This window comes from Streptomyces sp. NPDC023541 (assembly GCF_055559995.1).
Genome location: NZ_JBVHJO010000001.1, coordinates 1 through 20,062, shown reverse-complemented (window position 1 = coordinate 20,062; position 20,062 = coordinate 1). Strand labels below are relative to the sequence as shown.

Genomic DNA, 20,062 nt, shown 5'->3' with positions numbered 1-20,062 from the left:
GATACCTGGCGGCGGGTGATTACTGGTTCAACGATGAGAGTGCTGGTGACCGGGAGGGCCCGAACAGTCGCCTGCACACCTGACCACTAGCCCGTCTTCCTGTGTGGGGCGGGTCCTGTCTCTGGCCCCGTGCGCGGATGCGTTCTGTGGTGTGAAGGTGTCAGAGTCCGAGTGCAATGGCGATGCGGGTCATCTCGGCGGTGGTGTTGACGTTGAGTTTGGCGCGGATGCGGCGGAGGTAGGCGTCGACGGTGTGCTTGGAGAGGCCCATGTGGCGGGCGGTTTGGAGGTAGGTGCGGCCGGCGGCGATGTGTCGCAGTGCTTCCTGCTCGCGGGGGGCCAGCTCAGGCGTGGGGGCCGCGGGGGTGTGGGGGGTGGTGAGTGTGAGAGTCATGGGATTTCCTCCGCCGGATCGGCTCGGTCATCGCTGCTCGCGTCCTCGGAAGCAGGTGGGACATCCGACCGAATGTCCCGTTTTGTTCTCTTGTTAAGAGCGTGGCGGCGGCATTTCATGGGGCTGTCCGCCGACTGTCACAGGCGTGTGACAGCCCTCTTTTTTCCGCCCGCACGCGGCGGCGGTGGGGCGGCGGCCGGGGTGTTCCGTGCCGTTCAGGCTGTCCCGGATCGGGGGTGGCGTCGTTGCGGAGGAGGCGCTTCTGGGGCTTGTCCGTCCTGTTGCGTGGGGTCGCCTGGACGAAGCGGACCTGTGTGCAGGGCAAGGCTGACTGGTGTCGCACCGGCACGCTGACGCGGTGGTGGAGCCGGGGGCGGTGTTACTGCCGGAACGGGTGTGAGCTGGGCGGATGGCTGGTCTTGAACCGGCGGAGGACCAGGACGCAGCGTGGTTCCTCCCCACCGACGCAGCCGCTCGCTTCTGCGGAAATCGCTCCCCTCTGGGGCACTCCGCGATTCAATTCGCACAAATATTCGAACGGCAGTCGGCGGGGAGGCACCTCCAAAGAAGACGGGTCACGTCCCGAAGGAGGCGCCCGCATGCACCCGCAGGATCACCAGAGGTCAGCTCCACCATGTCCACGGCGGCCTGCCCGCCACCGAGACACTCCGAGGTCTCTGGTGAATCCCGGAAGCGCCGGGTGATCGCCATGAACGACGACGCAGCCTCCACGCCCCCTTCCATTCGCCCCCAGCGCCCACCCCGACCTGTGCGCACAGCTCCTCGCCCTCGCCGAAGGCATCACCCCGCACGTGCAGGCGATTCCTCCGGCTGCCGCAGGCGCCGTGCCTGCGGTGTTTCCATCCTGGCGTCGCCGCCCCCGGCGGCGGGCAAGGCGCGCTGAGGGGCGCGGTCGGCGCCCTGGGGTGGAAATGGGGCGAATGCCGTTACCGGCTGGGGGCAGGGGGCACCCATAGGTGCCGTGACCGGTCCGTGTGAGGGGGCCGGCCCAAGACCCGTGCAGACGAGGATGAAGGAGTACGACGGATGACAACGGCTCGCGAGATCATGACCGCGGACGCGACGTGCATCGGCGCCCAGGAGACGGTCCTTGAGGCCGCGAAGAAGATGACCCAGTTGAAGGTCGGAGCCCTGCCGATCTGCGGCACGGACGAGAAGCTCAAGGGCATGCTCACCGACCGGGACATCGTGGTGAAGGTACTGGGCGCCGGCAAGGACCCGGGCGCGGTGAAGGCCGGCGACCTCGCCCAGGGAGAGGCCGTGACCATCGGCGCCGACGACGACGCCGCAGAGATCCTGCGTACCATGAGCGAGCACCAGGTCCGCCGGCTGCCCGTCATCGACGGGCACACGCTGGTCGGCATCGTCGCGCTGGCCGATGTCGCCCGCGCGCTGCCGGAGGCCAAGGTCGGCGACCTGCTCCAGACGATCTCGGAGAACTGACCGGCCCCACGCGTTGGACGCCTGGGTGTCTCGATGGCGCGGGGCCCCACCGGCCGGTGGGGCCCCGCGCCACGTGCGGCTCAACGCCGCGAAGAGCTGGTAGGGCAGCAGCCGCTGCGGTCTTCTTGCGTACGGTGCGCTCAGGCCTGGGTGCGCAGAGCCGCAGTGTCGGGGATTTCTCGGCCTCAGCCGGAAGCGGCGGCGCTTTCCTCCACGGGGGCGGACGCCTGGGCGGGGGCAGACTCCGGCTTCGACTCGGGGGCCTGGACCTTGTCGGGGTTCTCCTTGTCCACGACCACCGGGTCGGGCTTGTCGGTCTTGTGCTCGCAGTAGACCTTGCCCTGGTAGAACTTGCAGCCCGGCATGTTCTCCACGTCGCGGACCTTGTTCTTCTTGCCGTGGTGCTTCTCGTTCTTCTTGCCCTTGCCGTGCCGCTCGGCGTGCTGGACAGGGGACGGCCGCGCAGGCTAAGGGTATGGAGCAGGCGCCGATCCTCGTGCACCGGATCTCCCCGTCGGGCGGCCGACGGGTCGTGATCAGGATCCGCGGTGTCGACACCGTCCTCGGCGTCGCTCACAGCGATCGGGACCTGATCGAGTTCCTGCAGTCCCTCGACATCCCCGACTGCGACGCGCTGGTCCTCGGCGACTCCGAGGTCATCGCATGGCAAGGCGGGAAGCCGCATCAGTACGAGGTCGGCGAGGGCGAGGAGTGACCGACTCCCCGGCATTCCCGGCGAGCGGTAGGTGGCTGGATCCGGTGGCGCCCCAGGTCGTGTCGTCAGACTCCGCCGGGCCGGCGGGGCCCGCCCTTCGGGCGGCCGACGCACCTTGACGACACTGCGGTACGGCGAGCACGACCGAGGGCCCGACGAACCGGAAGGCGGCAACGGGCGCCGACGCCGAGTACCCGGCCGCGCGCACATTCGGCTCTCCGCCTCACCCACCCGTCCTCATGCACCCCGGACGAGCACCGGCGCACGCTCCGACAACGGTGTGAGCAGGATCGATTCATTTTCCTCCAAGAGGGTTGCCTACCGCGTCCGGGAACGTGCACGGCGGCCGGGGCAGGGAATCCTCTGCAGCAGACGCGGCACAGGAGTGCGGCGCGCCCCGTGGGCCCCACAGAGGGAAGGGGCGGCTCTCGGCTGCCGCCTCCAGCCCGGCCCATCGCCCGGCCCATCGCCCGGCCCATCGCTCGGCCACCCGGCCGCCCGCCGGTGCGGCACGACGCTCTGCGGCCTTCACCATCCCGGAAGGAACCCGCAACCCCCATGAGTGACGACATCGCCTACGCGAAGATCCACCCCGCGATCGGAGTGGCCCGGGTGGGCAACAGCACCCGCGACGACGGGTGGTACTACGGCCCCGAGACACCGGACCCCGACCCGATGCCGGCCGGCTCCCTCAAGGACGACACCGGCGCCTTCAAGCGCCAGGCGGCCCGCTTCCGCCTCTACGGCTACGACAGCGCAGGCAACGTCGTACGCGAGCTGACGAACGACAACGCCTCGATCGAGTGGGGCGTCCACGTCGCGAACCAGAAAGCCGCCTGGTACGAGTTCAGGCTCGCCCTCGACATCCCCGACACTCAGGGCCATAGCACGCCGAGGCGCAACAAGGGCATCGACCGCCGCAGCCTCGTCATCGACCCCGGCCGCAAGACCCTGCGCGCCGGCACCGGCCAGAGCGTGGAGTTCACCGGCGGCACGTTCCAGGGCATCCCGGTCCCGCTGGGCCGGATGCACACCGACGAAAGCGGCCGCCTCGTGGTGCTCGGCGGCTCCGGCCGGTCCGCCGCGAAGAACAACGAGCCACTGCACTCGTACGGAAACAACGACGGCTGGTACGACGACATCTCCGACGGTCCGGTCACCGCCACCCTCAGCGTGGACGGCCGCCGCATCGAGGTCCGACCCGCCTGGGTCGTGGTGGGCCCGCCCAACTACGCGCCGGACATCAAGACCGTGCGCACCCTGTACGACCTGCTCCTCGACGTCTTCGTCAGCAAGGGCCAATTGCCCCGGCCCGCTCAGGTGTCCTTCAAACACCACATCGCGCCCCTGCTCGAGCGCTTCAGCAACCTGCAGTGGGTCAACAAGGGCTTCGCCACCCACTTCGGCTGCGATGGCCCGCAGGACTTCACCACCACCGAACTGCAGCGCCGCCTCTCCCAGCCCGGGACCGTCTACCGCGAGCTGCGCCGCCAGGTGTACACCGCCATGCGCGACTACCAGCGGGACGGAGTGGCGCCGATGACCTGGCCGTGGTTCTACGGCGACGGCATGACCAGCCGCCCCAAGTCACCGCGACAGTACATGACCCTGTCGGCCCTCCAGATGGACATGCTGCTCAGGTGGTCCAAGGGCGACTTCGTCGAGACATCCGGGCCCGACTCCCCGCGCCGCCTGGAGGACGCGCCCCTCGCCGAGCAGCCCGGGCTCCTCGACCGCGCCGCCCTCGACTTCTGCCTCGCCGATGCCTTCCACCCCGGTTGCGAGGTGACCTGGCCGATCCGGCACGCGACGATGTTCGCCGAGCCGTTCCGCATCCTGCACCGCGCCGAGGGAGAGGCGGAGCCCGACTACGGCGAGGAGCTCACTCCGGAGAAGGCCCTGGCCGCAGACGGTCCCCTGCACGCGCAGGGCCCGGGCGGCCTGACCCGGTGGATGGCCGTCCCCTGGCAGACGGACACCGCCAGCTGCCGCTCGGGCTACGAGTCCACCGCCGGCCTGGGCCCCCGGTACGACCCCCATCTGCCGACCTTCTGGCCCGCCCGAGTGCCCAACCACGTGCTGACCGAGCGCGACTTCCGGATTGTCAACAAGGAGGGCGGCCTGACACCCTCCGAGGACGAGCGCACGGCGGCCTTCGCCAACCGGGCCTCCTGGCTGCGAGGCCTGAAGGGCACGTACGAAGACCAGTTGAAGCAGGCCGCCGCGGAGTGGCACCGCTTCGGCGTCGTGGAGACCCGCCGCTACACCGTCCGCGACAACAAGTACCCGCCGCGCTTCCAGGTCGAGTCCGAGCCCGGCTTCGCCCTCGAAGGGGTCTCGGACGACCGGAACCTGGTCACCCTGCACGTATCGCAGACCGCCGACGACACCACCCGGGACGCCGAAGTGTCCCGCCTCGCCGAGGACGTCGGCGTCGCCCCCGAGAACATCACCGTCGGCTACATCGACAAACTCGACCCCTTCGGGGAGGAAGCCGCCAACGGCACCGGCCGCCACGAGGGTTCTTCGTGACGGTGGACCACACCGGTCCCCGGGCCGCCGCCGCGCCCGCGTACGACGTGGTGGTCGCCGGCGGCGGCCCGGCCGGCGCCGCCGCCGCCCTGGCGCTGTGCCGCGCCGGGCGCACCGTCCTGCTCGCCGACGCCGCCACCGGACCGCCGCCCGTCGGCGAGGCGCTCCCGGCAACCGCCCGCGTCCTTCTCCGCGACCTCGACGCACAGGACGTCCTCGACGAGCGCCACCACCTGCCCTGCTACGCAAACCTGTCCGCCTGGGGCTCGGACGACCTCGCCGCCCAGGACAGCATCCTCGACCCGCACGGCCACGGCTGGCACCTGGACCGCGACCGCTTCGACCGGAAGCTGCGCGAGCGCGCCCGCCTCCTTGGCACCGATGTCGCCGAACGCACCACGGCCCGCCCCGCCGGCCGCTCCGGGGACGGCACCTGGACCGTGGAACTACGCGGCCCCCGCGAGCGGCGCACCGTGCGCTGCCGCTGGCTGGTCGACGCCACCGGCCGCCGAGCGGGCCCGGCCACCGCGGCCGGCGCCCGCCGGGTGGTTCACGACCGGCTGGTCGCGCTCTGCCTGACCCTCCCCCCATCGACCACGCCGGCCCCCGACGCCTCGACCCTCGTGGAGGCCGCACCGGACGGCTGGTGGTACACGGCGCTGCTGCCCGCCGGCCACCGGCTGCTCGCCCGATACACCGACGCAGACTTGCTTGCCGCCCGGCAGGGCGGCACCGACCTGCTCACCGACATCGCCCGCACCCGCCACACGGGCGCCCGGGTGTCCGCCCACCCGTGGCCGGCCGCCGCCGCACGGCGCGCGCCCGCCCACACCGTCCGCCTGGACGCCGTCCACGGCGGCGGGTGGGTCGCCGCCGGCGACGCCGCCGCCGCCTTCGACCCGCTGTCGTCCCAGGGCATCCTCACCGCCCTGTACACCGGCATGCGGGCCGGCCAGGCGGTCCACGACCACCTCGGCGGCGACCGCACCGCCCTCACCCACTACGCCGCCGAACTCGACACGATCACCGCCACCCACCTGCGCAACCGGCGCACCTTCTACGGCCTCGAACACCGATGGCCCCGGCACGCCTTCTGGCGCCGCCGCCACACCACCGGCCCGACGGATCCCGCCGACGGCCGACCGAACACCCGACCCGACACGATCCCAACCCCAGGAGTGCCCGCATGACCACCACCGACACCACCTCCGCGTCCGACGCCCGAGCCCCCCGCCACGGCCACAGGTTCCTGCTCATCGGCACCGACACGATCTTCGCCTACCACCTCCCGCTCTACCACGTCGCCGTCCACGCCTTCCAGATGATCACCAAGTTCGGCCTGGACGGGAGCCTGCGGAAGAAGTACCTCAACGACCTCGGGAACCACGAGGACCGGCAGGTGTACTACTCCCTGTTCTCCGAGGGACACTGGCCCCTGAAGGAGATCGTCGACGGCACCCGTACCTCGCTGCAGGTGGAACTCGAGCGGGTGACCGTCGACAGCACCGGCGCTCGCACTTTCACCAAGATCCTCGACGAGACCACCGCCACCTGCCGCAAGCAGGACGTCGTCCACTACAAGCCCCTCGACGCCACCGACTACCCCGAGCACCTCACCTACCTCGCCTTCGGCGAGGGTTCCGAGGTCCACCTCGCCCACCAGCTCGCCGCCTCGCCGAACTGGGACGAGGTCATCACCACCTCGAACCCCGCCGGCTTCGAGCAGAGCGACCTCGATCACGCCGCCGCCCTCACCATCCCCGCCATCAAGGACCCGAAGGGCGTCGTCAAGACGAGCCCCCTGGTGAAGGGCAAGCCCTACGAAGGCCAGATCGGGACGCGCGAGGTCACCTTCACCGCCGGGCGCCAAGGCTGGTGGAACCACAGCAGCCTCAACAACAAGTAGCCGCGAACACCGGGCGCCGTGCTGCATGGCGGGCGGCCATAGTCGGCGTCCTGACGGCGGCTCGCCATGCCGTCGCCGTGGAAGCAGCACCCTGCAACGCGGCCCCACCGGCTTCGGCCGGCGGGGCCGCGTCTGTCCGGGGACAACTGGTTGGGGACAACTGGCTGGGGATACAGGCCGGGCCAGGGGCGGCAGCGGCTCAAAAGGCGTCGTTGCCGCTCGGCTGACCGCGCCGTTACCGTCCGGCGGATGCCTGACTCCTATGCCGATCTGTCGCGCTTCTACGACCTCGTCATGACCTCGGGATACTACGACTACGACGCCTACGCGCATGCCCTCCTGACGCGTATCGGTACCCGCGCGGACGTGCTGGAGCTGGGGATGGGCACAGGACTGGTCGCCGACCGGCTGCTGGCCCTGGGCCCCGAAGACCTGCGCCTCACCGGCATCGACCACACCGACAGCATGCTGGCCCAGGCCCGCCACAGACTGGGCGGCCGCGCCCGGTTCCGCCGCGAAGACGTCCTGGACATGTCCCTTCCCACGGCCTTCGACGTCGCGTACTCCGTCGGCGGCGTCTGGTACATCGTCCAGGACGGCGAGGAGTCCTGGCTGAGCAGCCACCTCATGGAGGAGAAGGACAACGAGACGGGGCTGACCAACCTCGCCGCCGCCATCCGGCCCGGCGGTTCCCTGCTGCTCTCCGTCCAGGGGCCCCACCGACGCGCTGACCGAACCCTGCCCGGAGGTACGTCTGCTCTACACGCAGCACGTCGCGATCGACGCCGAAGGCCGGCACACCAAGGACTACTACATCGAGGACCAAGGACTGGTTGTGGCTCACCAGCGCCTCCGCTTCCGGCTCTTCCCCCGCGAAACGGCTGACCGTCTCCTGACGCGATGCGGATTTCACCTGCAGGGAAGCGACGGCGTGCTGTGGCAGTACGTCCGGCGGTAGGTGCGGCGTGGCAGGGCTCCGGCCCCCGCCTCGGGCGGGGGCCGTGACCTGCTTCAGGAGAGGAGGGGAGCGCGGGCGGGCGATCCCGCCAGCCGAGGCGGTACATCCCCAACCATTGCCGTACTGCGCTCCGACCCGTGTCCAGACACGGCCTTGAAGGCACGGTCCGCCTTCAGCGCCCGCCCGCTGTCGGCGCATTCGGGGTACGCGCTGTTGCGGCGCCGGCCTACCGAGGGACGGCCCCAGAGGTGCTGTCCCTCGGTAGGTCGGCTGCCGGGTTACGCGTCCGGAGCGCTCAGCGGCGTGGAAGTGATGTGTGCCATGGGGGCACAACGGACCTGGTAGCGGCCGTTGGGGACGTGTTCGCCCATAGCGAGCCGCACGGTGAGCAGCCCGGCCCATTCGTAACCCTTGACCTCGCCGTGGCGCTCCAAACGGTCGGTTAGCTCCTGCCCCACGACCGTGAGGTGCGGACCGATCTCGGCGTACACGTCCGGAGGCAGCTCGACGGCGTACACGTTCGGTGCCACGGTGCGGTGGGAGCTGCACACAATGGCCTGCTCGTCGCATGTTCGGAGCAGCGCCTCGACCACTTCGGCCTCCACCGCATCCCTGCCCAACAGCTTCTCGGCCAGTGCCTGCTCAGCCTGTTCGATCGCCCGCTCCCAGCCCTTCAGTGTGCCCATGAACCGCACCTGCCCGGGTTTTGCGACGTCACGCGCCGGCGGCGCGGCGGACATGCCCGGTATCACACGGGGGTGGTTGTTGCGGCCGCCGAGCCGCTGGGAGCGGAGCGCCGCAAGGGCGCCTGGGGGTGAACCGAAGTTTGGTGGGACAGGCCGGGGCTTTGCAGTGTTGGCCAGCCCGCCCCCTGTACCGGGTAAAGGTCAAGGAGCTCCTCCGCGCAGCTGGCACCCTGGTGTCCACCGCGCTGGCGAAGTACAAGGCGCACGGAGCGGGAGGATGGGCACAGGCCCTGTGTCCCTGTCCGGCGCAGGCGGGTGGGCCGAGGGGGTGCGCTTGAACAAGCAGCCGCCCTATCCTCGCGGGCATGTCTTACGAGGAGGAAGGACCGCGTCCGGCCGACGTACTGCGCGCGTCTTACGGTGCCTTCGACGCCGTCGTCACGACCATCACGGATGAGCGGTCGTGGCTGTCGACGGGCTGTGCCGGCTGGGCGGTGCGCGATCTTGTCTTCCACTGCCTGAGCGACGCGCAACGCGGCCTGGTGGCGCTGCACACGCCTGCCGGACGGGCGCCGGACCGTGACGCGGTCACCTATTGGGAGGATTGGCGCCCGGAACCCCTGGGCGCGGCCAACGGTCGGAGGTTCACTCGGGTCGTCGCCAGTATGTTCCTGCACATCAATCAACTGTGCGAGCTGTATTCGCAGACTGCGGCCGCAGTGGTGAACGCCGCGGCCAGTGCCGCACCCGACCAGCCCGTTGCCACCCAGGGCCACGTGCTGAAGGCCGGCGATCTGATCCGCACGCTGGCCGTCGAGGCGACGATCCACCATCTCGACCTCGTCGTGTCGCTCCCTGACGCACCAGGCCCCTCGGCAGAAGGCCTTGGCGAAGCGCGCCGCACGCTGGACGGGTTACTGGGCCGCCCGGTGCCAGCGCCGTGGGACGACGCGCAGTACGCACGCGTGGCGACCGGACGCGCGCCGTTGTCCGATACCGACCGAGATCGTTTGGGTGCGGACGCCGCCCGATTCCCCCTGTTCGCATAGCCCCCCACCCACAGGCCCCCGGACAGGCTGACCGACGTCAGCAGACTGGCCGGGAAACGAAAGACTGCGCAAAGGCTATTGAAGACAAGGCGCATGCCTCATCGGGGCAACCAGCTTGCTTCAGACGATCCCGACGACCAGCTCACCCCATCCCGAAGGTGACAGCCACCGTGCTTCGGCTCCATTCGACGGGCCGCCGTACAACGCTCTGGCGGCGGCGCGCTCCTGAATTCGCACTCCGAATCAAGGCCGAGCTGACCACGCCCCGGCGCACCACCCGCCGTCCCTTCGCCCCTGCCCCGCCCCGCGAGCCAGTCGACCCTGCCCGCATCGGCCGCCAGATCGGCCGCCGCGCCATGAGTTTTGAAGGCACCTGCTGACACAGCCGAGTCGTGTCGGCGGCTCGCAACAGGACTGCCACAACGCTCCGAGATCGCTTGACCGTGCCCCAGAGGGAGGGTCAACAGTGTCCCCAGAGATCACATGAGCGGGCGGTGTGCGCTCGCCGGCTGGCAGGACGAAGTGGGGGAGTTCGAGTGACGGTGACCTGCGTCATTCTCGATATCGGTGGCGTGCTGGAGATCACGCCGGAAACGGGGTGGGTGCAGCAGTGGGAAGAGCGGCTGGCGCTGCCGCTGGGCACTGTGCATGAGCGGATGGGCGACGTGTGGCAAGCCGGGAGCGTCGGCCACATCAGCGAACACGACGTGCACTGGGAGGTAGCAGCCCGTTTGGGGCTCGACGCGCCCGAGGTGGAAGCCTTCATGGCGGATCTTTGGGCGGAGTATCTGGGAACGCCCAACGAGGAACTCATCGCTTATGTGCGAGGGCTGCGGGGAAGCTGCAGGCTGGGCATCCTGAGCAACAGCTTCGTCGGTGCCCGCGACCGAGAGACTGCGCTGTACCACTTCGACGAACTGGTCGAGCAGATCGTGTACTCGCACGAGATCGGCATCGAGAAGCCGGACCCACGTGCCTTCCAGGCCGCATGCGCCAGCCTGGAGGTGCGGCCGGAGAGCTGTCTCTTCATCGACGATTTCGCAGGAAACGTTGAGGCTGCACAAGCGGTGGGTATGCAGGCGCATCTGTTCGAGGACAACACCCGGACGATCAGGCGCATCGCTGCCCATCTGGACGCTGGTCCGCGAGTTGCAGGGCGCGTCCCGCTCGGATGACGTCGCCGCGGCGGCAGCTTCTTCCTCGGTTCCGACGAGACCGAGTCCACGGCACCGCGGACCGTCCGCCACGACACGTTGTCCTTGCGCTCGAGCTCCGGCATCGTCATGCCGCCCCGGTGGTCGCGCCGGATCACGGCGTACAGCTCGACCATCGACGTTTGCGGCATGACCATGGCTTTTCACCAGGGGCACACTGTGTCTTCCGCGGCACCGCGACGGCAGCAGCCCTCGTCATCTGGCTGCGAGCGAGGCAGCCGCGGGCTTCTTCGCGGGCGTGGCGCCACTACCGGCGCCCGACGGCAGCCCTGGCCCCGACTGCGCACCGCACTTGGCCTTTGACTGCCGACCGTGCGAATCGTTCCTGCGGTGAATGTCTGCGGCTGTGTGGGTGAGCGCAGCGCGCTGTGTCTCCGGTGGAGGTGACAGGCCGGTAGAAGACGGGGGTCGTTCCGTCGTACTGAGGGGTGTTCGTGATGAGCCGAGGCTTGATCGTCGTGGATGTGCAGAAGGACTTCTGTGAAGGAGGCAGTGTTCCCGTCGCGGGAGGCGCGCGGATCGCCACCGCGATCGCCGAGCTGGTGGAGCAGGACGCGGACGGTGACTACCAGTACGTCGTGGCCACCCGCGACCACCACATCGACCCGGGCGGCCACTTCTCCTCGAACCCGGACTTCAAGGACAGCTTCCCCGTCCACTGCGTCGCCGGAGACGAGGGCGGAGAATTCCACCCGAACTTCGCCCCCACCGCCGCCGGCGGCAAGGTTCACGCGATCTTCTTCAAGGGCGCCCACAGCGCGTCCAAGAGCGGCTTCGAAGGTGCGGACGCCGAAGGCACCCTCCTCGCGGACTGGCTCCGCGCACGCGGTGTGCGGAACGTCGACGTGGTGGGCATCGCAACCGACCACTGCGTGCGCGCCACCGCCCTGGACGCTGCCGCGGCTGGATTCGGAACCCGGGTACGCCTGGACTACACCGTCGGTGTCGCCCCCGACACCATTGCCTCCACTCTGGACGACTTCCGCCAGGCAGGCGTCAAGGTGTCCGGCAAGGCACCGGCGCCGAAGTAGCCCAGCAGGCACGACAACGCCCTCACCCCGTGGCGGTCCACACTCGGGGAACGGGTTCTGCGAGAGCTCGTTGGCCTGGGGGCGCACGCCCCTGCCCGGGGTGCGTCGATTCCGGCGGGGCGCCCGGGTGCGCTCTGGCGGCAGTAGCACCGGGCCGCCCCACCACCCACTGCGGCAAGAGGTCCGGCGCGCGGACCGGGCGGACCGGGCGGAGCCGAACCCGCTGGCTGGCTGCACGTAGCTGGCCCCGTCACGAGAACGGCCTCCCCTTGGAGGATGAGGGGAGGCCGATCCATGCAGGGGCCTTACACTGCGGCTGGTTCACACGGCGCTGGATGTGCCGGCGCGACGATTGCGCCGGGTCCAGGACTTGGTGCTGTCAGTGCTCGCCGTGGTGGTCGGCCTTGTGGTGGCCGTCGAGGCCGCTGCTGTTGATGCAGGTGTTGCCGAAGGCGGGGTTGAGGATGCCGACGATGTTGACGGTGTTGCCGCAGAGGTTGACCGGGATGTGGATGGGCACCTGGACGACGTTGCCGGACAGGACACCCGGGGAGCCGATGGCAGCGCCCTCTGCCGTGGCGTCGGCGGCGGCCATGCCGGCACCGCCTGCAAGGACGGCACCAGCGGCGGCGGTCACGGCTACGGCCTTGGCGATTCGGAACATCAAGATCTCCTTGAGCTGACTCTGCCGCGGGAAGTGCGGCACGGACGACGTCCCCCACAACGGCCGGAGGCGCCGGCCCGTTACGGAAGATGGGCCGAACCGGTGAGATCTGCCAGCCTTGCCACTCCAAAGTGAGGACGGCTACGGCATTCGGCTGCGTTCCTTCGTGCCGCACCGGGCTCACGCAAGACCCGGCAAGACGTCCAAAGCGCCACACCCGGCTCACACAACTGCCGACTGCACACCCGACTAAGCATCCTTCTACGCCGCCCGACCCGCGCCCTCACCATCGGGGCCGTCACAGGCCTCGCCTTATACCGGGAACACACTTCGCCGACCCCCTCGCCGTCGCCATCGGCGACGCCAGCCTCAGGGAGGCCGCAGCGGCGAACTGGCGCCGCCGGCATGACGACCACCCGGCGCCGGTCGGGCGGTACGACGGCGAGCCCGGAGTTCGACCGGGCTGCGGTCGCCGCCCGGCTCCTGGCCACGGCAAGATCACCGTTCCCAGGGGAGGCCCCGTCCGTCGCCCTGGTCGTCGCCGGAGGCGGCGGTACGCGCCGGTTCCGGCTGGAGGACCCGCACCTGTTCCTGGCCGACGACGCCGAGGACGAGGACGAGGAGAGCCTGTCCGGCTGGTCCACCAACGAGGACGCCAACACGCCCGCCGCCCCTGCCCGGAAGCACGTTCGGGCTGACCGTCAAGCATGTGGCCACGCCCGGAACGCCGCCCTGACCGTCCTGGGCGAGGCAAGCCTGCTCCCGGCCTGGTACGTCACCGTCGGCCTGCACCCCTAAAGACCGCGGTGATGCGCGGGGGCCGGTGTCTGTTCACGTGCCGACGGCGGTCACGCCGAACATCAGGGTTCGGCGGCTGACGTCGTAGTGCACGGTCGGAGTGCTGCGTAGGAGATCCTGGAGGATGTCGGCGTCGTCGGCGTCGACGGTCAGTACCTCTTCCCAGGCTCCTTCGTCCAGCACGAGCTGCAGGGTGAGGGTGCCTGGGGCGGCGGGCTCACCGGCCACCCAGCTGAACTGGTAGTGGCTGAGTTGGCGCACCTTGATGCTGTCGTCTGTGACGGGCTGCGTCACCTTGGTCGTGGTAGCTCTGGCCATATCGTGTCTCCTTGCGTGGATGACGTCGGTTGCGGTGGGCGGATTGGACTTGGGCCGGCGACCAGATGACAGGGGCAGCCTCCGGCACAGGGCCGAAGGGGCCGGCTGGCCTGCAAGTTCAGCAGTGGCCGGCCATCGGGCCGTGGTGGCAGGCGCGGCGTACGGCGGCCATACCGGTTCCCCCGGCCATGACCAAGGGTGAGGCGGCCCGGCGCAGCATCCCCTGCCTCTGCTGCTCAGGGCGCTGCTGCTCGCCGTGCAGGGCGTTCAGCACGAGCACCCCGGCCGTCAGAGCGGGCACGGCCCACTGCAGCAGCGCGAGGTGGCGCTGCGCCTGATCCATTTCCACCGGGTGGTCCTCGGCCGCTGCCCGGTCTTCGGAGTCCGGGGACGAGGCGAGTTCGATCTTCTTGCCCAGGACGCGGCTGTAGGCCGTGGCGGCGAGCGCGGCTCCGGTGAGGACCGTCTTGGCGAAGGTGGAGGCACCCACACCGCTCTGGTAGGCCACCCGTGCACTGTTGGCTCCCAGCAGGCCGGCGCCGCCCACAAGGTGGGCGCCGATCGCGGCCGCGTTCACCGGCGTCCAGGCAGCCCAGCCGGCGCTGGCGATCCGCGAGGCGAGAACCGGCTCCTTCACGGCGTTGCGCGCCGCTCCGTTCAACCCGACGGCCCCCATGAGAGAACCACCGAACCAAGCTGCCAGACCGATGTCATGCAGACTGCGCATGACCGTGTTGCGTTCAGACATGTGAGTCCTTCCAGACACACGCGTGCCCGCGGGCGCAGGCACCGAACTCAGGCTCACGCTGATCGGCCGTGCCTGCCAGACGAGGCGCGCACTTGGACGAATCCGGCCTCCGCACAGCCGGTGCGGGACGGCCAGTGCGCAGCAGCTCCGGCCGCCTTCGCGGCGGGTGCCGCTCCTTCGGCCGTGCCCGTCGGGGCGCCAGCGCAGGAGAAGGCCGATCTGCGGGCCGCCTGGCAGACGCGATGCGCTTCTGGGGCCGCTGACCGAGGGTCTGACGACCGCGCGTACGTCGAAGCCTGACCACTGAACCGCAGCGTGCCCCTGATCCGGCTTGGGGCCGGCTTGGGTCCCGGGCGCCGGCGTGTCTGCTCGTCGTGGGCAGACAGGGCGGTGCCGTCGTACCGCCGCCGCGCCAGGGGCGTGCCGCAGCTCAGTTCGCGGGCCCAGGGGCTGGCCGCGCGGCGCTGGTAGAGGGCGAGGGCCTTGCCGATGAGCCCGATGCCAGCCTGTGTGGTGTACCGCAGCGAGCAGCAGTTTCCGGTGAGGCGGACGACCGCGCTCTGCTCATCCAGAGAGACGATCTCGTAGCGCAACGGGCCGAACGTTCCGGCAGCGTTTCGACAGCCGTTCGGGAGTCACCCTGGCCATCCGCGCCGAGCCGTTGTTCATGACGACGGGAGGCACGGCCCACCGCTGGGAAGTCGTACCGACGGTCTGGGCGTTTCCCGAGCTTGGTCCGACCTTTGGGGAGCATCGGTACAGCAGTGCTCCGGAAGACGACGGCTGCCTCGGCGGTGGGCGGGTTTTCTGGGTCGCCGACCTGGGACCCGCACGCCATGGTTCGAGGCATCTGGGCGACACGGCGGCTTTGGGCATTGATGCCCGTATCCGATACGGCGGCGTGCTAAAGATATGGGAAGAATAGTCCCAAAGCAGGAGGTATATGACGATGCGCACGACTCTTCTCCGTGTGACGGTCGCGTTGGGTGCAACGGCAGTGCTGGCTATCTGCGGGGCCGGCGCGGCCAGCGCCGACGGCGTGGGCAACGCAGGCATCGGCAACACAGGCGTGGGCAACGCAGGCATCGGCAACGCAGGCGTGGGCAATGCAGGCGCTTTCAACGACGGCATCGGCAATGCGGGGATCGCCAACTGGGGTCTGGGCAACGCGGGCATCGCCAACACGGGCATCGGCAGCCACGGCATCGGCAATTCAGGCATCGGCAGCTCCGGCATCGGCAATTGAGACGGGCTCACAGCCCCCGCACCACCGGGCCGCACGACGCGTCCGGCTGACGCCGGGCCGGTCCACCCGGGCTGCCCGCTCCACCAGCGGCCGGCCCGGGTGTGGCGTCGAGTAGCTGGCACGCGAGGATGGCGCACCGCGCGCTCGGCTTCACCTTGTTGCACGAGAACTTGGATGTCCTCCCGCGGCGGGCGGCTGCTGCCGCCCGTGAGCGCAGATCGGCGGCCGCCGCGGGTCACCACCGAGGACACCTTCCGTGCCGCCTGCACGCTAAGGGCTGTCCCGTAATCCCCGGCGGATCAGCGCGCGGCGTCAGACGCGGTGCATCGCAAGGCGGAGGAGCGTGCTGATACTGGGCGTATCCGGGCGTTCCGACAACGCGGCGAGGTGCCGTGGCTGTCGTCGTGCGCCCGCCGGGGATCACGGGACAGCCCTTAGGCGTCGCACGACCCGCTGTGGCTTTCTGCCCCCGTTCTCGTGAACATGGACGGAGGAAGCGCGGCGGCTCAGCCCAGTTCGAACCCGTGCTGGCAAAGATCCGCGGCTCGCATCGGTCCGGGACGGCCACGCGTCCGCCCCGACCGCGTGCGGGCCGACCAGGCGTACGCCTCCCACAGAAACTGCGCCTACCCGCGCCGCCGCGGGATCCGATGCACCATCCCGGACAGGGCCGACCAGGCGCGCAACCGTCGAAGGCTCGGCTCCCGTGGCGGCCGGCCGCCGCACTGCAACCCGGTCGACTACCGCCGGCGCCACACGGTCGAGTGCAAAATCAAACCGCCTCAAGCGCCACCGCGCCGTCGCCACGCGCTACGACAAGCTCGCCGTCCGCTACGAGGCGACCGTCCTGATTGCAGCTCTCCACGAATGGCTTTGATCGAAGGTGGCCTTCCCGTCCTCGTTCACCAGTCCCGGCCGGCGGTCAGCTCCTCCGCATCCGCTTCCATGAACTCGTATGCCGACGCGACGAAGCAGAACTCGTCACAGATCCACTCCCGCGCCACCGTCTCGATTCCGCTTCCGGCCGCCACGAACTCCCTGTCCAGCAGGTTGAACTCCTCCGTCGCAGCCTGGGTGAGCGCATACAAACTCTCAAGGTCCGTCGGTCGCTCGGCCTCAACGCGCTCGCACAGCCGCAGCAGGATCGCCTTTCCCTGGTCGACCACGTGATCAGGGAAGTACGAGTCGTCATACATCTGCCGCAAGAACGCGCGTCCCGTTATCTGCTGGTTTGTGATCGGCATGGCACTTCCCTCCGCGAAAAGCTCACGCGCCGATCATGCACAGCAGCACTGACAACGATGCCTCCAAAGGACGCCAGACCCCACCCGACCAGGACTTTCATAACAGGCCCAGCGGCGGCGGCCCCAGGTCTCGGTGTCGACGGTTCGGCCGCGGTAGTCGCGCAGGGTGGCAGTGTCGGAGCGGTTGTCCCAGACGTAGGCGCGTCGGTCCTGGAAGAGGTCGGTGCGGGTGTCGCGGCCGTTGCCGGTGTGGATGCGGATCGTGGCGCGGCCGGCGATGCGACGTTGTCGAAGCGGTAGTGGTGGCGATTGCCGTCGGGCGTCCGGGGTCATCCGTGCTCGTCCGATGGCTGCTGGGCAGGCTGGACCGACCAGCTCGGTGGCTCGTCGTTGTCTGAGTCCTCGTCGCGCTCCGCGTCGGCGGATGTCGCATGGATCTTGCCCGACGCGTGGTGGACCGGCGCGTATACGGCGTAGAGCTTCATGGTCTCGTCACCGATGTTGGTGACGTTGTGCCACGTGCCAGCGGGCACGAAGATCGCCCAGCCATCCTCGACCTCCCGGTCGAAGTCGAGTCGATCCTTCGTGCGGCCCATCTGGACGCGGCCCCGGCCCGCATCGAGTCGTAGGAATTGGTCAGTCTCCGGGTGGGCCTCCAAGCCGATGTCCTCACCCGCCGGAATCGACATCAGGGTCAACTGGAGGTACTTCCCGGACCAGGCGACCGCGCGATAGTTCGTGTTCTCGAGTGTCGCCTTCTCGAGGTCGAAGCTTTGAGGTTCCGGCCCGATGTCCTTGATGGTCATATTTCTCTTTCGGTCAACCAAGGCGGTACACGCTGGCGTTCTTGCGCCAGCCCACGTCAGCGTTCTCAGAACCCTGGCTCTTCTGGCCACAAACAGGTGAGCCGCTACCGCACAAGCGGTCGCGACCCCTTGCCACATTCCTCCGTGCGTCCGGTCTTGCAGTCGACCGGGGTGGACCTCTAGGCGGGCGAAGGCCGGCGAGGCATCGCCGAGGCGGCCCCTGCTGCGGAAGGCGTACGTCAGGAGCTGGCGCCGCTGACGCCGGGGGCGACGAAGCGCCGGTGCAGGGGGCGGAACTTCGGCTCGGGATCGCTTTGCACGCCCAGTTCGCCCTTGAGTACGGGGGCGACCCGAGCCTCGATGAACCGGTTGAAGTGGTCCTCCGACTCCCAGATGTCCATGACGTTGAGGCCGCCATCGACGAACCATGCGGCGTGCAGCACGCACCCGTCCGGTGCGTCCTCTTCCCAGCGCACCTTCTGGCGCACCGCGTCGTACACATCGGGTGTGATCTCGGGCCAGGAAAAGGTCATCACGACTGCCATGGAGTGTCCTCTCGACCGCCTGGAGGTGCCGCGGCCGGACGGCACGCGGATCGCACTGCGAAGCTAATCCGCCCGTTTCGCCGGTGCACTCCGGGGCGTCCATCCGAGAAGGGCCAGGTTTGCGTCGGCGCTGTGGGCGTGATCAAGCTCAAGCTCCGCATCCTCGGCCGCTGCGACACGCGGGTCGGCTGCCTGGCGGGGATGCGAGAGGGATGGGCTCCTGTGGCAGTGGTGCGGTGTCAGCGCCAGGGGTCAACCCTCGCTCGCGCATGTCACACAAGAGCCGAACGCTGCGCTTCCGATGCGGCTATGGCCGGGCGCAGTCCGCCGACAGGGCGTGAGGGGCGAGGTCCGGTGACCAGAGCGCCCTGGCGGCAGTGGTACCGGCCGCCCAACCACCCCCTGACGTAATCCTGGCGGGTGTTCGCATGCGAGGATCGTTCGGCTGGAGCCGGGGATCCGCTGTGAAGTAGCGGCCCTGGCGGCTCCGCCCCGCATGCCCCCGGCCGGCACCCCGCTGGCCCCGGCCAGCCCACCCCCGGCTGGTCGGGGCTCTTCGGCTCGGAGCGGCCGTTCTCCCGGTTCTTCACCGTCTGCGGCGTCTTCAACGCGGCCGCGAGCCGGGTCTGCGTGACACCGGCCCGCCCCTCATGCAGCCGCGCCCGTTCCGCCGGGACGGCAACCGCGGCTCGCTCTCCAGCCGCGTTGTGTTGCCGGGGCCGGTATCCAACCGGCGCTGGTTGTTGGGCCCCTCCGGGGGTGGGCGCGTGCGCGGGTAGGGCAGGGTCGCAGGCGGGATCCGGCCTGCCTGCCGGCGGGGACGTGGGAGAGGGCGGTGTGCTGGTGGACTGCGACTTCTGGACGGGGGACTTCGGGGACGCGCACGCGGGCGCGGCGGGTGTACTGGTCGGCGGCTGCGAGCCGGGTCCGGTGTACTTCGATGTCGGGAGCGGTCCGAACGTGCCGTCGACCTCGCACTGGTCGCCTACGACGGCCGGGCCGGCCGTCCACCGCCGAGGCCCTCCGGGCCGTGTGCGCGTGCGGATGGCGCAGTCTGGCTCCGTACCGCCTGGACTGGGACACCATCGGCGACCAGCCCTCGCCACTCCGCCTCTGTCAGATCCCCCCGGCCAGTCACGTAAGAGCCAACGAACCAGTGGGTGACATGGGTACGGTCAGCACCTGCGATGCCACCACGCCAACTCCGGGTCTTCCGTCGGCTCGTGATGCGTTCGCCCGAGGAGCACCGCGTCCAGGCGCTCGACCTGCACACGGAGTTCGCTGGCAGCCCTTGGCGGAAGCATGAACAGAGCATCTTGCAGCTTGTCCCGGGCCCAACCCTCGCCGCAGCAGGGGCAGGTGAACTCCGCCTCCCATCGCCTCCATCGGCGCCTCGTGCCGTGGACGCGCACGGACCACACGCTCAGCGCCACCGCCACGATGCCCGGAGACATTCGCTCTCGTTCAAGGACACGGACAGCGGCATTCGCCGCTCCCGACAGGCTTGGAACATCGCGATACCGCACCCAGGGTCTACTCCAGCCGCGTTCCCGCGGTCGAAGTGAAGCTGGTGTTCTACGAGGCACGGCCCCTTCGAATGCAAGTCATGGACCGCATCCTCCCACAGCCCAAGATCGGCCGGACAGAACCTAGTACTGCAACGGTCTTTGGGCTGACTGGTTGGCTGCTTCTGGTGGTGTGTGTCCGCGTCGTTTGTAGTGGCTGATTCGGGCCTGGAACTGGC

Annotated in this window: 20 protein-coding genes and 1 pseudogene; 11 read left to right on the top strand and 10 right to left on the bottom strand. The window is 69.5% G+C overall.

Annotation, left to right across the window (positions count from 1 at the left end):
- Positions 1-160: 160 nt before the first annotated feature.
- Entirely contained in the window at positions 161-394 is a 234-nt protein-coding gene (locus ACZ3X1_RS00105) for a response regulator transcription factor (RefSeq protein ID WP_467275175.1), read from the bottom strand.
- Positions 395-1,441: 1,047 nt separating this feature from the next.
- On the opposite strand from ACZ3X1_RS00105, the gene ACZ3X1_RS00100 reads away from it, so the two are divergent.
- A complete protein-coding gene (locus ACZ3X1_RS00100) occupies positions 1,442-1,858 on the top strand; it encodes a CBS domain-containing protein (RefSeq protein ID WP_356816019.1) in 417 nt (138 codons plus the stop codon).
- 185 nt (positions 1,859-2,043) lie between these two features.
- On the opposite strand, the gene ACZ3X1_RS00095 is transcribed toward ACZ3X1_RS00100, so the two are convergent.
- Positions 2,044-2,232, bottom strand: coding sequence for a hypothetical protein (locus ACZ3X1_RS00095; RefSeq protein ID WP_467275172.1), 189 nt, complete (start codon positions 2,230-2,232; stop codon positions 2,044-2,046).
- 101 nt (positions 2,233-2,333) lie between these two features.
- On the opposite strand from ACZ3X1_RS00095, the gene ACZ3X1_RS00090 reads away from it, so the two are divergent.
- From ACZ3X1_RS00090 to ACZ3X1_RS00070, 5 genes are all read left to right on the top strand, one after another.
- The gene (locus tag ACZ3X1_RS00090) at positions 2,334-2,573 is read left to right on the top strand and encodes a hypothetical protein (RefSeq protein ID WP_356812251.1); all 240 of its coding nucleotides are present in this window, start codon (positions 2,334-2,336) and stop codon (positions 2,571-2,573) included.
- Between the two features lie 558 nt (positions 2,574-3,131).
- Complete coding sequence (locus ACZ3X1_RS00085) at positions 3,132-5,105, top strand: LodA/GoxA family CTQ-dependent oxidase (RefSeq protein WP_467275170.1); 1,974 nt, start codon at positions 3,132-3,134, stop codon at positions 5,103-5,105.
- Complete coding sequence (locus ACZ3X1_RS00080) at positions 5,102-6,295, top strand: FAD-dependent monooxygenase (RefSeq protein WP_467275168.1); 1,194 nt, start codon at positions 5,102-5,104, stop codon at positions 6,293-6,295. The genes ACZ3X1_RS00085 and ACZ3X1_RS00080 overlap by 4 nt, the downstream gene beginning before the upstream one ends.
- A complete protein-coding gene (locus ACZ3X1_RS00075; RefSeq protein WP_467275166.1) occupies positions 6,292-7,011 on the top strand; it encodes a hypothetical protein in 720 nt (239 codons plus the stop codon). The genes ACZ3X1_RS00080 and ACZ3X1_RS00075 overlap by 4 nt, the downstream gene beginning before the upstream one ends.
- A gap of 249 nt (positions 7,012-7,260) precedes the next feature.
- Complete coding sequence (locus tag ACZ3X1_RS00070; protein ID WP_467275164.1) at positions 7,261-7,896, top strand: class I SAM-dependent methyltransferase; 636 nt, start codon at positions 7,261-7,263, stop codon at positions 7,894-7,896.
- Positions 7,897-8,247: 351 nt separating this feature from the next.
- Here the strand turns inward: ACZ3X1_RS00070 and ACZ3X1_RS00065 are convergent, their stop codons facing one another.
- Positions 8,248-8,655, bottom strand: a complete 408-nt coding sequence (locus ACZ3X1_RS00065; protein WP_356812250.1) for a DUF3662 domain-containing protein — start codon at positions 8,653-8,655, stop codon at positions 8,248-8,250.
- A 365-nt stretch (positions 8,656-9,020) separates the two neighbouring features.
- On the opposite strand from ACZ3X1_RS00065, the gene ACZ3X1_RS00060 reads away from it, so the two are divergent.
- From ACZ3X1_RS00060 to ACZ3X1_RS00050, 3 genes are all read left to right on the top strand, one after another.
- On the top strand, positions 9,021-9,704 hold the full coding sequence (locus ACZ3X1_RS00060; protein WP_467275162.1) for a maleylpyruvate isomerase N-terminal domain-containing protein: 684 nt from the start codon (positions 9,021-9,023) through the stop codon (positions 9,702-9,704).
- 536 nt (positions 9,705-10,240) lie between these two features.
- Positions 10,241-10,879, top strand: coding sequence for an HAD family hydrolase (locus ACZ3X1_RS00055; protein WP_467275160.1), 639 nt, complete (start codon positions 10,241-10,243; stop codon positions 10,877-10,879).
- A gap of 476 nt (positions 10,880-11,355) precedes the next feature.
- Positions 11,356-11,949 (top strand): isochorismatase family protein, encoded by a 594-nt coding sequence (locus ACZ3X1_RS00050; RefSeq protein ID WP_356812244.1) that lies wholly within the window; start codon positions 11,356-11,358, stop codon positions 11,947-11,949.
- 379 nt (positions 11,950-12,328) lie between these two features.
- Here the strand turns inward: ACZ3X1_RS00050 and ACZ3X1_RS00045 are convergent, their stop codons facing one another.
- On the bottom strand, positions 12,329-12,613 hold the full coding sequence (locus ACZ3X1_RS00045) for a chaplin (protein ID WP_467275158.1): 285 nt from the start codon (positions 12,611-12,613) through the stop codon (positions 12,329-12,331).
- Between the two features lie 405 nt (positions 12,614-13,018).
- Here ACZ3X1_RS00045 and ACZ3X1_RS00040 point away from each other — a divergent pair, with 405 nt between their 5' ends.
- Complete coding sequence (locus ACZ3X1_RS00040; RefSeq protein WP_467275156.1) at positions 13,019-13,411, top strand: hypothetical protein; 393 nt, start codon at positions 13,019-13,021, stop codon at positions 13,409-13,411.
- Positions 13,412-13,444: 33 nt separating this feature from the next.
- Here the strand turns inward: ACZ3X1_RS00040 and ACZ3X1_RS00035 are convergent, their stop codons facing one another.
- Positions 13,445-13,729, bottom strand: coding sequence for a hypothetical protein (locus tag ACZ3X1_RS00035; protein ID WP_356812241.1), 285 nt, complete (start codon positions 13,727-13,729; stop codon positions 13,445-13,447).
- A 118-nt stretch (positions 13,730-13,847) separates the two neighbouring features.
- Positions 13,848-14,477 (bottom strand): hypothetical protein, encoded by a 630-nt coding sequence (locus tag ACZ3X1_RS00030; protein WP_467275154.1) that lies wholly within the window; start codon positions 14,475-14,477, stop codon positions 13,848-13,850.
- A 943-nt stretch (positions 14,478-15,420) separates the two neighbouring features.
- Here ACZ3X1_RS00030 and ACZ3X1_RS00025 point away from each other — a divergent pair.
- Complete coding sequence (locus tag ACZ3X1_RS00025; RefSeq protein ID WP_467275152.1) at positions 15,421-15,723, top strand: hypothetical protein; 303 nt, start codon at positions 15,421-15,423, stop codon at positions 15,721-15,723.
- Between the two features lie 902 nt (positions 15,724-16,625).
- Here ACZ3X1_RS00025 and ACZ3X1_RS00020 read toward each other — a convergent pair.
- The 4 genes and pseudogenes from ACZ3X1_RS00020 to ACZ3X1_RS00005 form a co-directional block, all read right to left on the bottom strand.
- Positions 16,626-16,967, bottom strand: a complete 342-nt coding sequence (locus ACZ3X1_RS00020; protein WP_356812238.1) for a DUF5713 family protein — start codon at positions 16,965-16,967, stop codon at positions 16,626-16,628.
- A gap of 33 nt (positions 16,968-17,000) precedes the next feature.
- Positions 17,001-17,284 (bottom strand): annotated as a pseudogene (locus tag ACZ3X1_RS00015) (lamin tail domain-containing protein); the annotation flags it as partial.
- Positions 17,285-17,296: 12 nt separating this feature from the next.
- Positions 17,297-17,773 (bottom strand): cupin domain-containing protein, encoded by a 477-nt coding sequence (locus tag ACZ3X1_RS00010; RefSeq protein WP_356812237.1) that lies wholly within the window; start codon positions 17,771-17,773, stop codon positions 17,297-17,299.
- A gap of 239 nt (positions 17,774-18,012) precedes the next feature.
- Positions 18,013-18,318, bottom strand: coding sequence for a hypothetical protein (locus ACZ3X1_RS00005; RefSeq protein WP_390074570.1), 306 nt, complete (start codon positions 18,316-18,318; stop codon positions 18,013-18,015).
- Positions 18,319-20,062 lie beyond the last annotated feature (1,744 nt).

Excerpts from the sequence above, each read along its gene's own strand:
- ACZ3X1_RS00105 (WP_467275175.1), bottom strand. The coding sequence starts at position 394 with ATGACTCTCACACTCACCACCCCCCACACCCCCGCGGCCCCCACGCCT.
- ACZ3X1_RS00100 (WP_356816019.1), top strand. The coding sequence starts at position 1,442 with ATGACAACGGCTCGCGAGATCATGACCGCGGACGCGACGTGCATCGGC.
- ACZ3X1_RS00090 (WP_356812251.1), top strand. The coding sequence starts at position 2,334 with ATGGAGCAGGCGCCGATCCTCGTGCACCGGATCTCCCCGTCGGGCGGC.
- ACZ3X1_RS00085 (WP_467275170.1), top strand. The coding sequence starts at position 3,132 with ATGAGTGACGACATCGCCTACGCGAAGATCCACCCCGCGATCGGAGTG.
- ACZ3X1_RS00075 (WP_467275166.1), top strand. The coding sequence starts at position 6,292 with ATGACCACCACCGACACCACCTCCGCGTCCGACGCCCGAGCCCCCCGC.
- ACZ3X1_RS00070 (WP_467275164.1), top strand. The coding sequence starts at position 7,261 with ATGCCTGACTCCTATGCCGATCTGTCGCGCTTCTACGACCTCGTCATG.
- ACZ3X1_RS00065 (WP_356812250.1), bottom strand. The coding sequence starts at position 8,655 with ATGGGCACACTGAAGGGCTGGGAGCGGGCGATCGAACAGGCTGAGCAG.
- ACZ3X1_RS00060 (WP_467275162.1), top strand. The coding sequence starts at position 9,021 with ATGTCTTACGAGGAGGAAGGACCGCGTCCGGCCGACGTACTGCGCGCG.
- ACZ3X1_RS00050 (WP_356812244.1), top strand. The coding sequence starts at position 11,356 with ATGAGCCGAGGCTTGATCGTCGTGGATGTGCAGAAGGACTTCTGTGAA.
- ACZ3X1_RS00045 (WP_467275158.1), bottom strand. The coding sequence starts at position 12,613 with ATGTTCCGAATCGCCAAGGCCGTAGCCGTGACCGCCGCCGCTGGTGCC.
- ACZ3X1_RS00040 (WP_467275156.1), top strand. The coding sequence starts at position 13,019 with ATGACGACCACCCGGCGCCGGTCGGGCGGTACGACGGCGAGCCCGGAG.
- ACZ3X1_RS00035 (WP_356812241.1), bottom strand. The coding sequence starts at position 13,729 with ATGGCCAGAGCTACCACGACCAAGGTGACGCAGCCCGTCACAGACGAC.
- ACZ3X1_RS00030 (WP_467275154.1), bottom strand. The coding sequence starts at position 14,477 with ATGTCTGAACGCAACACGGTCATGCGCAGTCTGCATGACATCGGTCTG.
- ACZ3X1_RS00025 (WP_467275152.1), top strand. The coding sequence starts at position 15,421 with ATGACGATGCGCACGACTCTTCTCCGTGTGACGGTCGCGTTGGGTGCA.
- ACZ3X1_RS00020 (WP_356812238.1), bottom strand. The coding sequence starts at position 16,967 with ATGCCGATCACAAACCAGCAGATAACGGGACGCGCGTTCTTGCGGCAG.
- ACZ3X1_RS00010 (WP_356812237.1), bottom strand. The coding sequence starts at position 17,773 with ATGACCATCAAGGACATCGGGCCGGAACCTCAAAGCTTCGACCTCGAG.
- ACZ3X1_RS00005 (WP_390074570.1), bottom strand. The coding sequence starts at position 18,318 with ATGGCAGTCGTGATGACCTTTTCCTGGCCCGAGATCACACCCGATGTG.